Source organism: Wolbachia endosymbiont of Howardula sp. (assembly GCF_025021925.1).
GTDB lineage: Bacteria > Pseudomonadota > Alphaproteobacteria > Rickettsiales > Anaplasmataceae > Wolbachia.
Window position 1 is genome coordinate 412553 of sequence record NZ_CP092368.1, and the last position, 15594, is coordinate 428146.

A 15594-nucleotide genomic window follows, 5' to 3' on the forward strand; every position below is an offset into this window, starting at 1 on the left:
TACAGAATAACCAATAATATTAAGTATGTTATATATCTGTATTAAAATCTCAATATTATCATTATAATACTAGTTTTTGTACTACTAAAAGTATGGCATTGCTATAAATTCCAGTGATCACAGTCAGTATTGTCATAAATGATACACATATCACCATAGGTAATGGTAAACTGTCACATTCTCCATATTTTTCTATATTTGATTGCAATTTGATATTTTGTTCAAAGTATATTTTTTCTATCATGTTCCAGACATATATCACTGTCAGAAAAGATACAAGAGAAAACATGATTAATACAATCCATGCACGATATTCTATCATGACTTGCATTATATACCATTTACTGACAAAACCATTAGTAAATGGTATACCTGTTAATGATAAACTGAGTATAGTCAATAAAATTGTTGTATAAGGCATAGAGCGCTTTAGATTTGATAGGCTATATAGATTTGTAGTGTTAAATTTATATGCAATACATCCAGCAAACATAAATAAAGAGATTTTGCTGATACTATGATTGATTATATGAAGTATAGCAATATGTAGAGCTAATTGTGAGTTAAAACTCAGTAATAAAATTATACAATTAATATGAGTGACACTAGAATAAGCAAGAAGTCTTTTAATATCTTGTGATCTGATTGCTGACATAGAATTAAAAATCATCCCAAACACTGTAAGGAGCATAATCATTGTATTAAATGATGATGAAAAGAAGTTCTGATTGGAAATAGTATAAAACATTCTAATAAAAATATAAATCATCACTTTAGTGACTGTTCCTGAGAAGAATATACTAATAAAACTTGGTGATAAAGAATATGCATTCACAAGCCATCTACTTAATGGAAATAGCCCCATCTTAATTGAAAGACCAATAAAAATAAATACTTTCCCAAGTACTATAATATGATGATCATACAGTGATACTAACATTTTAGACATATCAGATATATTAAGCGTACCTGTAATTGCGTATAAAAGTCCTATACCAAATAGATAAAATGTCGCACCTATAGTACCACTTATTAAGTATTCAAATGATGCAATAAGGGCATTCTTATCTCTACTCATCGATACTAATACATATGAAGAGATAGAAACGATTTCTAAGAAGACGTATAAATTAAATATATCATTTGTTACTAAAATTCCTATTAATCCACTCACACATAGCAAGCACAAAGAATAAAAACCAGTAATTTTATTACTACTAATTTCTTGTTCATTTATATAGTATCCATATAGTAAGCTCATTAATACTGTAAAATTGACTACAATTAACATTAATGCATTCAGCATATCTATTCTTAACTCTATACCATAAGGAGGCAACCAATTACCAATATGATAAGTAATAATTTGTCCTGTATATATTTTCGCAAGTAATATGCAAGAAATACTGAAAGTTGCTATTGTAGATATCAGAGCAATACACCAAGACGTTTGGTGTTTCTTGGTTAGAAAACAACACATAGATGCAATGATTGGTATAATCACTTGTAATATTGTTAAATGCATTAAATTGAATTTTTAGATTGTATATTAAAGTATGATATATAATACTTTAATATATTAGTAATTAAAATTTATGATATCTAAGATATTTAACTCAATAAAATTGATGTTTTATACAGTAGATAAACTAGTAGGGACAGATAAAAATCATAATTCCTACTATGAATCTCGTACAGGAAAAAGGCGAGTAGTATATCATGCCAAAGTTGATCCTACAACAATTGCTCCGGAATGGCATACATGGATTCATTATACTGATAATTTTATTCCTTCTCAGAATAGTGGTATTGTCATGAAAGCGGATCATAATACACATATCAATCATACATTAGCACACCTCTCTCAGATCAATCAGACAGTACACTCTTACTATCAAAGTTGGATACCAAATCACCTAAAGAAAGATGAATAGTGAGCTTGAGATAATGTTAGCTCTATGTATTTATATCAAGTAACCTGCTATTGCAATATTCAAGCTCTCAAAAAGTTATATATAATCTCCTTTATAGATATTAAAATCATTATATTATTCAATATCGCATATTAATTTCTCTTTTGATTTTATACATATTGATTAAATAAAGAGAATATAATATCCAGACTACTAAGAAAAATGTTATATAAAACATAAACATGATAATCAATGGAATTAATAAAGACCCCTGTATTGCTATACCATCCTGCCTAATGATACTACTAGATTGATGAAGAGTAGACCATAAATTGACAGAAAATTTTGTTATAGGGATATTAATTGCACTAAAAATATTAAATACTGCAGCAGATTTTTCTGCTCTTAAATCGTTATTAAATGCATTCCATAATGCTAGATATCCAATATACATAAAAAATAAAATCAGCATAGAGGTAAGTCTTGCATCCCATACCCACCAAGTACCCCAAGTACCTTTTCCCCATATGCTACCTGTAATTAAACATATTGCAGAGAAAAATGTTCCTGCGGGAGCAGCTGCATGTGCTAAAATACTTGCAATACTATTATGCCATACTAATGTCATCAAACTGAATATTGCCATCAGTCCGTATATTATAAGAGCAAGCCATGCAGAAGGAACATGTAGATACATAATTTTGACAATATCCCCTTGTTTGTAATCTTCCGGAGAAAAAAATAAAGATGATATCATTCCTATGATAAATAGAAGAATACAAATAGTACTACACCATGGTAGAATATTGCGAAATAATAACGATATATATATAGGCTTGAATAAATTCATATTTCTAAAAAAAGCAAATGTTAGTGTATCAATGAGTTGACATTTGATCAATAGAATACTTATATGTTATAGTATTGTAAAAGAATAAGCAGTGTATAAACTGTTTTACATAACATCACACTATGTACTATAGTATATGATATCCAAAAAGCTTAATTTACATTTAGTATCAGATTCAAGTGGAGAAACTGTTATTTCAGTTGCAAAATCTGCTTTAAAGCATTTTAGCTCTGTAGAGACTACAGATTATCTTTGGTCTTTTATCAACAGCAAAGAACAGATTAAGAAAATTTTGCAAGTAATGAATCAAAAAAATCACGAGCATAATTTTGTTATATGTACTATTACTGATGATGCATTAAGACAATATCTTAAAGAACATTGTATAGAATTAAAAATTCCCTATAGAGCAATATTATCACATATTATTAAAGAAATTTCAACCTATCTTGAAATAGAGAAAGATCATAAGTTGGATTTATATACTGAAATAAATAATGGATATTTTCAACGTATTGATGCAATTAATTTTTCTATCAATCATGATGATGGTCAAAATATTCAAGATATTAATACAGCAGATATAATATTAGTTGGAGTCTCTAGGACTTCTAAATCTCCAACTAGTACTTACTTAGCTTATCGAGGATATAAAGTTGCTAATATTCCTATTATCATAGAATCTCCTGTATATGTTGATTTCTCAAAACTATCTTCTCAATTAGTTATAGGGTTAACAATAGATGTACATAGACTAATAGAAATTCGTAAACATAGATTAATATCTATGAAGAATGAAAATAACAATTCATATGCAAATTACTATAAAGTAAAAATGGAAGTAATAAAAGCAGAAGAGATATTTAAAATATATAATTGGCACGTAATTGATGTGACACAAAAATCAATAGAAGAAGTTTCATCAAACATTATACAGTATTTTAATACAAAATGATCATTTTATTTCTTGACTCATGCTTGATAGATAATAATAATCTATATTATTATCACTTCCATCATCAATATGAAGGTTAAAAGTTCGTTAAAATCACATCGCATGAGAGATAAAAACTGTAAAGTTGTAAATAGGGAAGGTAGAATATATATTATAAATAAAGTAAAGCCTAGATGTAAAGTACGTCAAGGACGTTAGAATTTTTTATCATATGATACTTAAGCATGCTGAATTTTTCACTGACATTTTGGTAAAATATAGCCTTGTATTAACATTACTAAGTATTATATATTCCTTTTGAAGTTGAATACTGAAAAGAGAATGGAGGTTTGTGAATTACTTGATGTATATTATAACAAGTAATAGCACTTTCTGCAAAGCCACTTAAAATCAATTTCAGTTTTCCTGAATAGGTTGCTATATCCCCTATTGCATATATTCTTTCTTTACTAGTTTGCATTGTAGTAGAGTTAACAACTATACGACTATTTTCTAATAAAATACCCCAATTATGTATTGGTCCTAGATTATTCGATAATCCAAAAAATGGCAATAATAAATCAGCTGATATCTTGATTTCTTCTTGAGTCAAAATATTCTTGACTATGACTAAGTGTAGTATTCCATTATTTCCAACTAACTTAGATAATTGATAGGGAATCATGAGTTCTATTTTACCATTGCTGTTGAGCATTTCTATTTTTTTTCTAGTCTCTGGAGTACAACTGAATTTGTGTCTTCTATGTATCATGTAAATCTTTTTTGCAACTTGAGATAGTTCTACTGTCCAATCAGCAGCAGAATCACCTCCTCCTGATACTACTATAGTTTTATCTTGAAAATCAGAAATATTATTCACACTATAAAAAATAGATTTATTTTCATATTCTGATATTCCTGCTAATGGTGGACGATTAGGTTCAAAAATGCCCTTACCTGCAGCAATGACAATGGCTTTACATGTTATATGTATATTCTTGCTAGTGATAATAGTAAAACTATCATGATTATTAGATGAAATCTGTTCTACTTTTTGATTTAAATGATATGTAGGATGAAATGGAGAGGCTTGTTCTATTAATCTCTTAATAAGATTTTGAGCTGTAATTACAGGATAACCTGGTATATCATATATTGGCTTTTCTGGATAAAGAGCGGTACATTGTCCTCCGACCTGCTTTAAAATATCTATGATATGACATTTCATATTCAGCATTCCAGCTTGAAAAGCTGTAAATATTCCAACAGGTCCTGCACCTATTATTGCGATATCTGTATTCATATATAATAGATGTTATGATGTGTATAATATTAATTGACTTTATTGATAACGTCAATGAGATTACATTTTGTAAAATATTTCTTGCTATATGCAGTAATGAATATTACAGTATATCATACTGCGTGTGTGATGATTTAAAAAAAATATTTTACTATAAATAAATGATTAAATCATGCATTACATTGTGAAATTAACTTCTTTGATATGACGAATATTTTTTGATTGACATTTATAGATGATATAGATTTCCTAAATGATATTCATAATAAACTAAAAAAGATTGTAAAGCACGCACAATCTATGGAGCAGTTTACCAACAAGATATAAATATTTAAGATGCAAATACATTGTCAGTATGATGATATTAATATAATATGCATGAGACTATTTTGACAGAAATTCTAAATAGAGAGTACTAAATATAAGTATTCGCGTCGCTATTATTACAAGAGCTATAATTATACACAATACTCTCTATTGCATGCACAACATAATATGATTATTTACTGAATGCTTTCTATGGATATATTGATGAGATGTACTTTTATATAAAGTCACTGACAATAGGCCTAGTGCAATACATTTATTCTCTAATTATCATATAATATGAACATAGCAATTACTCAAAGTGTTGTTATACTATAAATTAGTATAATGAAATGTCATTGAACACCAATTTAACTCATAATTATCTTTTAAATACATGTATAAGAACTTAAGAGATTTTATTATTGCTTTAGAAAAGAGAAAAGATCTTATCAGAATTCAAGAAGAAGTATCAACATATCTCGAGATGACAGAAATCCATAGACGTGTTCTGCTACAAAAGGGACCTGCGATTATTTTTGAGAATGTTATCACTAAAAATGGTAGAAGTACAATGCCAGTTTTAGTAAATTTATTTGGTACAACTGACAGAATTGCACTTGGTCTCAATATTCATACTAATGAATTAAGAGAATTAGGTAAATTTTTAGCTTTTTTACAATCTCCAGATCCACCTCGCAATTTTCGAGATATTATCAATATGTTTCCGCTACTAAAAATAGCACTCTCAATGAGAAATAAACTAGTCAAAACAGCACCGTGCCAAGAGATAGTACTTAACATGGAAGAAGTAGATCTCAATTTATTACCAATCCAAGAATGTTGGCCCAATGAACCTGCACCATTAATAACATGGCCTATTCTCGTAACACAAGGTCCTACAAGTGCAAAACAGGATAATTTTAATCTTGGAATATATCGTATGCAAATCATAGATAAAAACACTACTCTCATACGTTGGCTTGCACATCGTGGTGGCGCACTACACTATAGTAGATGGAAAGATAAGAAAAAAAATATGATATTTCCTGCTGCAGCTGTAATTGGCAGTGATCCTGCAACAATGATTGCCGCAGTCACTCCATTACCAGAAACATTATCAGAATATCAATTTGCAGGCTTACTGCGCAAAAAAGCTCTTGAGCTTGTAAAATGTAAAACAATTCCATTATTAGTACCAGCGCAAGCTGAGATTATCCTAGAAGGATATGTCAGTCTAGATAAATATCAAGATGAAGGATCATATGGAGATCACACTGGATATTATAATGCTATTGAAAAATTTCCAGAGTTTAATATTACTGCGATCACTATGCGTCGAAATCCAATTTATTTGAGTACTTTTAGTGGTAAACCACCAGATGAGCCTGCAATTCTTGGGGCAGCACTAAATGAAATTTTTATTCCTATTCTTAGTAATCATTTTCCAGAGATAGTAGATTTTTACTTACCTCCGGAAGGATGTTCTTATAGAATAGCAATAGTATCAATCAAAAAATCTTATCCAGGACAAGGACAGAGAATCATTATGGGAGTACTGTCATTTCTTAAGCAGTTTTTATATACTAAATTTGTAATAGTTGTGGATGATGATATCAATATTCGTAACTGGCAAGATGTTATGTGGGCGGTATCAACAAGAATGGATCCTGTACGCGATACTACTATGATAAAAAATGCACCAATAGATTATTTAGATTTTAGTTCACCTGTCAGTGGCCTTGGGGGTAAGATGGGATTTGATGCAACTAATAAAATACCTCCTGAAGTGACAAGGGAATGGGGAATCAAAATTGAAATGAGTGAAGAAATAATTAAAAAAGTCACTGAAAAATGGAATAAATATGGATGGTCTGGTTAAGAACCATTTTACAAGTATAATAACAATATTATCTATTTTTTTTAAATAAAGCTTCATAGTATGTTAAGTAAAAATTTTGAGTGTTGCTTTAACAGAATCAATAGTCTCAATGAGATATCAATATATAATATAATGTTGTTAACTTTTACTATGCTTTTATGAAAGTATTACGTGTATTCTTAGGAAAGATACTAAGTAATCTTTTTCCTGCCAAAACAGTTAGTTACTGTTTTGGAGTAGGCAATTTATTATATGGAGGGAGATTTTGGTGTTCTATTTTTATATTACTCATTGTAGATAGTGAATTACTTATTAGATATGGTATTACAAATTTGTTATATAGTATACCAGATATAAGCATTGTAATAGCAACTCACTATGCAGTAGTAACATGTATGATATTAATATTTCAATTAGTTGGAATATGTATTTTACATACTCAATTACCTCATGCAAACCCTGAGGGGGGTATTGTAATTCACATTGCATCATCTCAAGCTCTCACTATAGCATGTGCAACACCAGCCATCGTATCAATTTGTAGTACTATTAATCAATTATATCAGATAATATATCAACAAATATTTCATTTCCAGAGCTGGTGGTTATTTAATAATAATTACATATCTTTACTCATGTTCTCGACAATACCTTGTATATTTTTTAATATTATCTTAATATATAAGCCATGGCCAATCAATATAATACAAAGGTATAATAATGCAATTTCAATAACATGTGAGGGAATTTGTTATGCAATATATGCAATCATTCTACTTTATTTAGCGGCATTTATATGTTGTGATTTAACTTTTTTGAACGTAATCTCACTTAATACACGTATCATTTATTCTCTGAATGAAATATTCAGATACATCTATCATATAATATATATATACTATCAATAATAAATGTTGAATATCACTGATTTAGTTAGTATATTCATATAAGCTTCAGTATAAGTTCCTGTGAATCTACAACAAATAGTCAGAAAGTTAGAGGATTTTTGGTATTGTTTAGGATATACAATACTTCATCCATATACTTCTGAGATTGGCGCAGCTACATTGCATCCAGCAACAATTATGTCAACAGTTAGTAATATACCAACAAAAATTGCTTATTTACAACCTGTGATCAGACCATCGGATGGACGATTTGGAGAACATCCGAATCGGTTATATCAACACCATCAATATCAAGTAATAGTTAAGCCATCTGGTAATAATTTACAAGATATATACTTGAATAGTTTACAGGCAATTGGTATTTCATCAGAAAGCTATGATCTAAAATTCCTTGAAGATGATTGGGAACATCCAAGTATAGGTGCATCAGGATTGGGATGGGAAGTAATATGTAATGGCATGGAGATCACGCAATTAACTTATATACAACAAATAGGAAGTATTGAATGTAACATGATTGCAGGAGAGATAGCATATGGAATAGAGCGCTTAGCAATGTGTATACAATGTGTAGATAATATCCAAAATATCATATGGAATAATAATATATGTTATGGAGATCTTTACAAACAACAAGAATATGAATTCTCATCTACATCACAATATTATGATATTGAAATGATACAATTGCAACTTGAAGAAACAGAAAAATTTTGTAAGTTGCTCGTTCAAAAAGGTTTACCACTTGCAGCTTATGATCAATGTATAAAAACTAGTCATCTTCTTAATCTGCTTGATGCTAGAGGTGCTCTTAGTATTAATGAACGCATAACATATCTTGCAAGGGTCAGAAATCTCACAAAACAATGCTGCGAATTATATATCAGGACATAGAATATGTCTTCACAATTATTATTTGAATGTCTTTCAGAAGATATTCCGTCCAGAATGCATCAAACATCTATCTCATATATTAAGCAATATCTTGCTAATGCTTTTCAGCATAATAATTTAGAGTATTCTTCTATAGAAGTATTTATTACTGCAAGACGTATGACGCTTTTTATTAGCAATATTAGATATGTACGGTTAGATCAATTACAATATGAGATTAGAGGTCCAAAGGTTCATTCTCCGAAAAAATCTATTGAAGGTTTTTTACAAAAACATCGTAAACATGAAAATTGTTTATTCATTAAAAGAAGAAATAATGAAGATTTTTATTTTATAAAAATAGAAAAATCTTCGTTAAATATCAAACAATTTCTTAAAACTCAGCTAGAATCCATGTTAAAAGATTTTTCATGGAGTAAAAGTATGAGATGGGATGTACATAAAGAACGATGGATCAGACCAATTCAAAATATTGTATGCATTTTTAATAATGAAATCATACCTCTATCATTTGCAGGTATACATGCATCTAATACAACATATGGACACAGATTTTTAGCACAAAATAATATTTTTACTGTAAATTCTCCAGAAGAATACTTTAAATTGTTACAAAAATTTAATGTCATATTACAGCAAGATGTAAGAAAAAAAATGATATTGGATCAGATTGAAATATTTTCACAAAAAAACAATGTACAACTTGAGAAAAATGATAAATTATTGAATGAATTAGTTGGTCTTGTAGAGTGGCCCATTGTACTTTTTGGTACAGTAAATCATAAACAGCTACTAGGATTACCCAGAGAAGTAATATTAAGTATCATTAACACACAACAAAGATACTTAGTGTTAAGTGATAAACAAAAAATTTCTTTCTTTGTAACTGTTGTCAGCATTAAAAATAAAAAAGTGATTCAAGGATTTGAAAGAGCATTACAGTCTCGATTATCTGATGCGCAGTTTTTAATTTCTCAAGATCAACAGCATCCTCTTACTTATTATGTAAAAAAATCAGGATCGATATTATTTCATGCCTCTCTTGGTACTATTGCAGACAAAGTAGAGCGCATTATATCTCTCTCAAGATATGTAGCAATCTGTTTATCTAATGTATCTTTAATAAAGATCAATCGTGCTGCATATTTATCAAAAGCAGATTTATCTACATTAATGGTGCGGCAATTTTCAGAACTTCAAGGAGTGATGGGAGGATATTATGCTGAATATTTTCAAGAAGATAAAGAGGTGATAGATGCTATTTCTGAACATTATTATCCAATGGGATTAGAGCAAGATACTCCTAAATCTCCTTGTGGGATTGCATTGTCTATTGCTGATAAAATGGACAGTTTGGTTGGTTTAATATTAGCAGGTGAGAAAATTTCTGGTTCATATGATCGATTTGGTCTAAGAAGAATGACTATAGGCATCATTAGAATAATTCTCGAAAATAATTTGCATATTCCTATGAAAAATCTCATAGATCAATCTCTCTCTTTATATTCACATATACCATTAGTAAAGGAGCAGATTCAATCTAATAATACAATTGACATAAAAAGCCAAAAAAACATTGCAGAACAAGTGTTTCAATATTGCTTAATAAGATTCAGAGTCATGCTTCAAAACAAAGGTATTAAGAAAGGTGTAATATATGCAATAATACATCATATTGAGGTCAATGATTTATTAATCGCAGAACAGCAAATTACAATATTACATAATTTTCTTGCTAGATCAGATGGTATAGAATTGTTAAAGGTTTATAAAAGAATATATAATATTATACAACAATCAAAGCAGCATGATAACATACATGTGATCATACCTAATGATAAAAAATCATGTATTGAATATCAGACATCAGAATTGGAAAATTATTCCATGGATATTTATACAAATATTACAAATGCAATTCAAAATAATCAATTTCATATTGCAATAAGTTGTCTAATGAGTTTCGCAACATTTATGAATCAGTTTATGAATAGTATAGCAGTCAACTGCATATCTCAAGAATTGAGAAACAATAGATTTACTTTTCTTAAAAATGCCCTCTCCATCTTTCATTTAATAGCAAATTTTCATCTGATGATTATTCATAATTAATACATTTTAGAAATTGCAAAACACAGTTAGTATATGATTGCAATATATATTGCATGTATGACTCATCATAATCACAATATTCGTTGATGTAGTAATTAGAGATGATGAAGAGATTTTATCTATTGACGCTACATCATTCAATGCTAAAATATATTCAGAGCAATCTTTATATATTGAAAATATGTCTCCTATAGGAAAAGCAAAAACAGCAAGTAAAAATAATCCTACTCATCGTAAAAAAGCTCAGCAAAAATTGCATAACAATCAACCAGTGAGACCCATTAGATATATAGATCGTGATTGTAGGCTAAACTATATTTCTGCACAATATGATGATGGTTCCTTAGTTAAAGATCAGAGAAGCGGTGATCCCATAAAATGGAACTCTTTATAGTATACTGGCATAAATTATGAAGGTCACTATTAATTCTAGGAAATATGAAGTTAATGCTCACCTTACTATCATGCAAGCATGTGAAACTATTGGAATTGAAATTCCTCGCTTCTGTTATCATGAACGCTTAGCAATTTCTGGAAATTGTAGAATGTGTCTAGTAGAAGTAAGCGGACCAACTACAAAGCTTCTTCCTTCTTGTACTATTCAATTAATTGAAAATATGATTATTAATACTAATACTCCTAAAGTGGTACATGCAAGACATGCAATTCTTGAATTCCTTCTTATCAATCATCCACTTGATTGTCCAATTTGCGATCAAGGAGGTGAGTGCGATTTACAAGATATTACAATGATATATGGTAAAGGCAATAGTAGATTTTACGAATATAAAAGATCAGTACCTAATAAATCTTTTGGACCTTTAATTAACACTGCAATGAATCGCTGTATTCATTGCACAAGGTGTATTAGATTTTTATCAGATATTGCAGGTGTCAATGAACTAGGTATGATTGGTAGAGGAGAACATTTAGAGGTAAGTACTTATATTAATAGTTATATCAAATCTGAATTGTCTGGAAATATTATAGATTTATGTCCTGTTGGTGCTTTAACTTCTAAACCTTACTCTTCTAGAGCCCGGCCATGGGAGCTTTCTCATTGTGAAACAATAGATATTATGGATGCTGTAGGTAGTAGTATCAGAGTGGATTATCGTGGCCCTGAAGTGATGAGAATATTACCAAGAGTAAATGAAGAGATAAATGAAGAATGGATTTCAGATAAAACTCGCTTTTCTTATGATGGGTTAAGCATTCAAAGACTTGATCGCACTTATATCAAAAAAAATGGTAAGTTAATGCCAGTCACTTGGCATGAAGCATTCACTTATATTGCAAAAAGATTATATAATATACCATCAAGCAAAATCGCTGCAATTGCAGGTGATTTGGCAGATTGTGAGTCTATGTTATTACTAAAAGAGATAATGCAAAGACTTGGATCGGATAATATAGATTGTCGACAAGATGGCGCATATATTATTCCAAATAATCGTGGCTTATATATCTTTAATACCACTATTCTCGGTATAGAAAGTGCAGACTTATGTCTCCTTATTAATACAAATCCCAGATTTGAAGCTCCCATGATAAATGCAAGAATAAGAAAAAGATACTTAATGGGTAACTTTACTATTGCAAGTATAGGTCCAGATATCGAATATCTATATCATATTGAAAAACTTGGCGATACACCTGATATTTTACATAAAATATCAGAAGGTAATCACAGATTTTGCGAGGTACTAAGTAGTGCTCATAAGCCTATGCTCATTATAGGACAAGATGCTCTCACAAGAGATGATAGTCATTCTATTCTAGTGTTAGCTTGTAAGATTGCAGAAAAATTTAATATGATTCGAGATAACTGGAATGGTTTTAATATGTTGCATAAAACTGCATCTAGAGTAGGTGGATTAGATGTGGGATTTATTCCTAGTACAAGTGAGAAAAATATTAGAACAATACTGAAGCAAGTAGAAGATGGAGAGATAGAAGTACTATATTTACTTGGAGCTGATGAAATTAATACATCAAAATTAAAAAATGCATTTATCATTTATCAAGGTCATCATGGTGATAGAAGTGCACATATAGCAGATGTTATTTTACCTGGTGCTGCGTATACAGAAAAAAATTCAACTTATGTGAATACTGAAGGTAGAGTACAGAACACAAATATTGTAACATTACCTCCAGGTGATGCACAAGAAGACTGGCGTATCATAAAAACACTCTCTCAATATTTAAATATTCTATTACCTTATGATAGTTTACTAGATATCAGAAAAAAATTGAATAATATAGGGTTACAATTTCAACAATCTAATCAAATAGTAAAAAATCCATGGAACTCAATTAGTCATCAAAATATCACTCTAAGTAGTGAGCCTTTTATATTACAAAAATATAACTTTTATATGACAGATTCAATAAGCCGAGCTTCAAAGATAATGTCAGATTGTACAGGAGCTTTTTTATGAATACAATAGTTGAAATATTGTTCATTATAGTGCTTTTACTTCTTGCAGTAGCATATTTAATCTACTGTGAGCGTAAAATAATAGGTGCAATCCAACTAAGACATGGTCCCTCTGTAGTAGGAAAGTATGGATTGTTACAGCCATTTGCAGATGCCATTAAGTTACTTTTTAAAGAGATAATAATACCATTTCACGCAGATCGCATATTATTTATTTTAGCTCCAATACTCACCCTTATGTTATCATTAATTGCTTGGGCAGTGATACCATTTGGTGCTGATATCATCACAGATATACACTCTGAGCAGCATATATTAGCACCTAAAGTCATCGCTAATATTAATGTTGGAGTACTATATTTATTTGCAGTATCCTCTTTAGGAGTATATGGTATAGTGATTGCAGGATGGTCAAGTCATTCTAATTATGCATTACTTGGAGCACTTAGATCCACTGCTCAAATGATTTCATATGAAGTATCGATAGGACTCATAATTGCTACAATTGTTATTATCACTGGTACACTTAATATATCGGAAATGGTAATTGCAAAACATAATATGCCATTCTGGATTGATATACTTCTTATTCCTATAGGAATAATATTCTTTATTTCTCTTCTTGCAGAAACTAATCGTCATCCATTCGATTTACCAGAAGCAGAATCAGAGCTGGTTTCTGGGTACAATGTTGAATATTCTTCTATGCCTTTTAGTCTTTTTTTTTTAGCAGAGTATGCTAATATGATTCTAGCGAGTACTATGATGACATTATTCTTTCTAGGCGCATGGTATCCTCCAATAGAGCTAAAGATTTTTTATAAAATATCGTCTATCATCTGGTTTTTATTAAAAATACTTTTATTATTATTTATATTTATTTGGATCCGTGCAACAATACCTCGATATCGCTATGATCAATTAATGAACCTTGGATGGAAAGTATTTTTACCTTTCTCTCTTTTATGGGTAATATTAATATCTGGACTATTACTTTTTACTGGCAATTTAATGAGAATATAAATGTTTCGTTTTCCTAATACAAGATTAAGACGTAAACGTTCAAGTAAATGGATACGTAATTTAATCAGTGAAGTTAGTTTATCAGTGAGTGATTTAGTATTACCTCTATTTGTACATGATCAAGAGGATATTATCACTCCAATTGTAGAATTACCTGATATAAAACGTTACTCAATAAATACATTAATCTCAATAGTACAAAAAGCGAGGGATCATGGCATTAATGCTATTGCTCTTTTTCCTGTAATTACAAATTCACTAAAATCTAATGATGCTCAAGAAGCATATAATCCAGATAATCTAATTTGTAGAGCAATTCGAAAAATTAAATTACAAATTTCTGATATTGGTATTATTGCAGATGTTGCGCTTGATCCATACACTACTCATGGTCATGATGGCATTTTACAATTAAATACCATGAAGATACAGAATGATCACACTGTCTCAGTATTATGTAAGCAAGCAATAGTATTGGCACAAGCAGGATGTAATATAGTAGCGCCATCTGATATGATGGATGGTAGAGTTCAGAAGATAAGAGAAGCATTAGATGAAAATGGTTTTCAAGATATTTCAATATTGTCCTATGCAGTAAAATATTGTTCTCATTTTTATGCTCCATTTAGACAGGTAGTAGGGTCATATGATGCATCTCAGATCATGGATAAAAGTACTTATCAAATGGATTTTCATAATGCACGTGAGGCAATATATGAGAGTGAAATGGATATTAATGAAGGTGCAGATTTTATTATGATTAAACCAGGACTGCCATATTTAGATATTATAAAAACAGCAAGCGATAGATTCTCTCTGCCTATTTTTGCATATCAAGTAAGTGGTGAATATGCAATGATAAAATCTGCTGCAAATAATGGATGGTTAGATTATCATAAGGTTATGTATGAATCTTTAATTAGTTTTAAGCGAGCAGGTGTAAGTGGTATCTTCACTTATGCTGCTCTTGATATGATAGATTATATTCTCTCTCAATAAGAAGTTGAGATAGAAGTGCATATTTCT

Annotated in this window: 14 protein-coding genes; 11 read left to right on the forward strand and 3 right to left on the reverse strand. The window is 29.9% G+C overall.

What is annotated here, in order from left to right; translation table 11 throughout:
* Positions 1-61: 61 nt before the first annotated feature.
* Positions 62-1525, reverse strand: a complete 1464-nt coding sequence (locus MC061_RS01905) for a proton-conducting transporter transmembrane domain-containing protein (protein ID WP_259535581.1) — start codon at positions 1523-1525, stop codon at positions 62-64.
* 70 nt (positions 1526-1595) lie between these two features.
* Here MC061_RS01905 and MC061_RS01910 point away from each other — a divergent pair, with 70 nt between their 5' ends.
* Positions 1596-1934: an NADH-ubiquinone oxidoreductase subunit NDUFA12 family protein gene (locus tag MC061_RS01910; RefSeq protein ID WP_259535583.1), complete on the forward strand. Its 339-nt coding sequence runs from the start codon at positions 1596-1598 to the stop codon at positions 1932-1934.
* A gap of 118 nt (positions 1935-2052) precedes the next feature.
* Here the strand turns inward: MC061_RS01910 and ccmC are convergent, their stop codons facing one another.
* On the reverse strand, positions 2053-2763 hold the full coding sequence (ccmC, locus tag MC061_RS01915) for a heme ABC transporter permease CcmC (protein ID WP_259535585.1): 711 nt from the start codon (positions 2761-2763) through the stop codon (positions 2053-2055).
* A 136-nt stretch (positions 2764-2899) separates the two neighbouring features.
* On the opposite strand from ccmC, the gene MC061_RS01920 reads away from it, so the two are divergent.
* Positions 2900-3718 carry a pyruvate, water dikinase regulatory protein gene (locus MC061_RS01920; protein ID WP_259535587.1) on the forward strand — a complete coding sequence of 273 codons (819 nt, stop codon included), beginning with the start codon at positions 2900-2902 and terminating at the stop codon, positions 3716-3718.
* A gap of 69 nt (positions 3719-3787) precedes the next feature.
* Positions 3788-3916, forward strand: a complete 129-nt coding sequence (locus MC061_RS01925) for a ribosomal protein bL36 (RefSeq protein WP_259535589.1) — start codon at positions 3788-3790, stop codon at positions 3914-3916.
* Between the two features lie 79 nt (positions 3917-3995).
* Here MC061_RS01925 and MC061_RS01930 read toward each other — a convergent pair whose 3' ends face one another.
* Positions 3996-5000, reverse strand: a complete 1005-nt coding sequence (locus tag MC061_RS01930) for an NAD(P)/FAD-dependent oxidoreductase (RefSeq protein ID WP_259535591.1) — start codon at positions 4998-5000, stop codon at positions 3996-3998.
* Positions 5001-5703: 703 nt separating this feature from the next.
* Here MC061_RS01930 and MC061_RS01935 point away from each other — a divergent pair.
* The 8 genes from MC061_RS01935 to hemB all read left to right on the forward strand — a co-directional run bounded on the left by MC061_RS01935 (position 5704) and on the right by hemB (position 15567).
* The gene (locus tag MC061_RS01935) at positions 5704-7188 is read left to right on the forward strand and encodes a UbiD family decarboxylase (RefSeq protein WP_259535593.1); all 1485 of its coding nucleotides are present in this window, start codon (positions 5704-5706) and stop codon (positions 7186-7188) included.
* Positions 7189-7346: 158 nt separating this feature from the next.
* Entirely contained in the window at positions 7347-8096 is a 750-nt protein-coding gene (locus MC061_RS01940; RefSeq protein WP_259535595.1) for a phosphatidylglycerophosphatase, read from the forward strand.
* Between the two features lie 60 nt (positions 8097-8156).
* The gene (locus MC061_RS01945; RefSeq protein WP_259535597.1) at positions 8157-8990 is read left to right on the forward strand and encodes a glycine--tRNA ligase subunit alpha; all 834 of its coding nucleotides are present in this window, start codon (positions 8157-8159) and stop codon (positions 8988-8990) included.
* 3 nt (positions 8991-8993) lie between these two features.
* The gene (gene glyS, locus MC061_RS01950) at positions 8994-11102 is read left to right on the forward strand and encodes a glycine--tRNA ligase subunit beta (protein ID WP_259535599.1); all 2109 of its coding nucleotides are present in this window, start codon (positions 8994-8996) and stop codon (positions 11100-11102) included.
* A 181-nt stretch (positions 11103-11283) separates the two neighbouring features.
* Positions 11284-11496 (forward strand): hypothetical protein, encoded by a 213-nt coding sequence (locus tag MC061_RS01955; protein WP_259535602.1) that lies wholly within the window; start codon positions 11284-11286, stop codon positions 11494-11496.
* 13 nt (positions 11497-11509) lie between these two features.
* Positions 11510-13546 carry an NADH-quinone oxidoreductase subunit NuoG gene (gene nuoG / locus MC061_RS01960; protein ID WP_259536267.1) on the forward strand — a complete coding sequence of 679 codons (2037 nt, stop codon included), beginning with the start codon at positions 11510-11512 and terminating at the stop codon, positions 13544-13546.
* Complete coding sequence (gene nuoH, locus MC061_RS01965) at positions 13543-14568, forward strand: NADH-quinone oxidoreductase subunit NuoH (RefSeq protein ID WP_259535604.1); 1026 nt, start codon at positions 13543-13545, stop codon at positions 14566-14568. The genes nuoG and nuoH overlap by 4 nt, the downstream gene beginning before the upstream one ends.
* Positions 14569-15567: a porphobilinogen synthase gene (gene hemB / locus MC061_RS01970; protein WP_259535606.1), complete on the forward strand. Its 999-nt coding sequence runs from the start codon at positions 14569-14571 to the stop codon at positions 15565-15567.
* Positions 15568-15594 lie beyond the last annotated feature (27 nt).

Bases quoted from the DNA above. Each gene is read 5' to 3' on its own strand.
- MC061_RS01905 (WP_259535581.1), bottom strand. From the start codon at position 1,525: ATGCATTTAACAATATTACAAGTGATTATACCAATCATTGCATCTATG.
- MC061_RS01955 (WP_259535602.1), top strand. From the start codon at position 11,284: ATGTCTCCTATAGGAAAAGCAAAAACAGCAAGTAAAAATAATCCTACT.
- MC061_RS01930 (WP_259535591.1), bottom strand. From the start codon at position 5,000: ATGAATACAGATATCGCAATAATAGGTGCAGGACCTGTTGGAATATTT.
- MC061_RS01940 (WP_259535595.1), top strand. From the start codon at position 7,347: ATGAAAGTATTACGTGTATTCTTAGGAAAGATACTAAGTAATCTTTTT.
- nuoH (WP_259535604.1), top strand. From the start codon at position 13,543: ATGAATACAATAGTTGAAATATTGTTCATTATAGTGCTTTTACTTCTT.
- ccmC (WP_259535585.1), bottom strand. From the start codon at position 2,763: ATGAATTTATTCAAGCCTATATATATATCGTTATTATTTCGCAATATT.
- hemB (WP_259535606.1), top strand. From the start codon at position 14,569: ATGTTTCGTTTTCCTAATACAAGATTAAGACGTAAACGTTCAAGTAAA.
- MC061_RS01920 (WP_259535587.1), top strand. From the start codon at position 2,900: ATGATATCCAAAAAGCTTAATTTACATTTAGTATCAGATTCAAGTGGA.
- MC061_RS01925 (WP_259535589.1), top strand. From the start codon at position 3,788: ATGAAGGTTAAAAGTTCGTTAAAATCACATCGCATGAGAGATAAAAAC.
- MC061_RS01935 (WP_259535593.1), top strand. From the start codon at position 5,704: ATGTATAAGAACTTAAGAGATTTTATTATTGCTTTAGAAAAGAGAAAA.
- glyS (WP_259535599.1), top strand. From the start codon at position 8,994: ATGTCTTCACAATTATTATTTGAATGTCTTTCAGAAGATATTCCGTCC.
- MC061_RS01910 (WP_259535583.1), top strand. From the start codon at position 1,596: ATGATATCTAAGATATTTAACTCAATAAAATTGATGTTTTATACAGTA.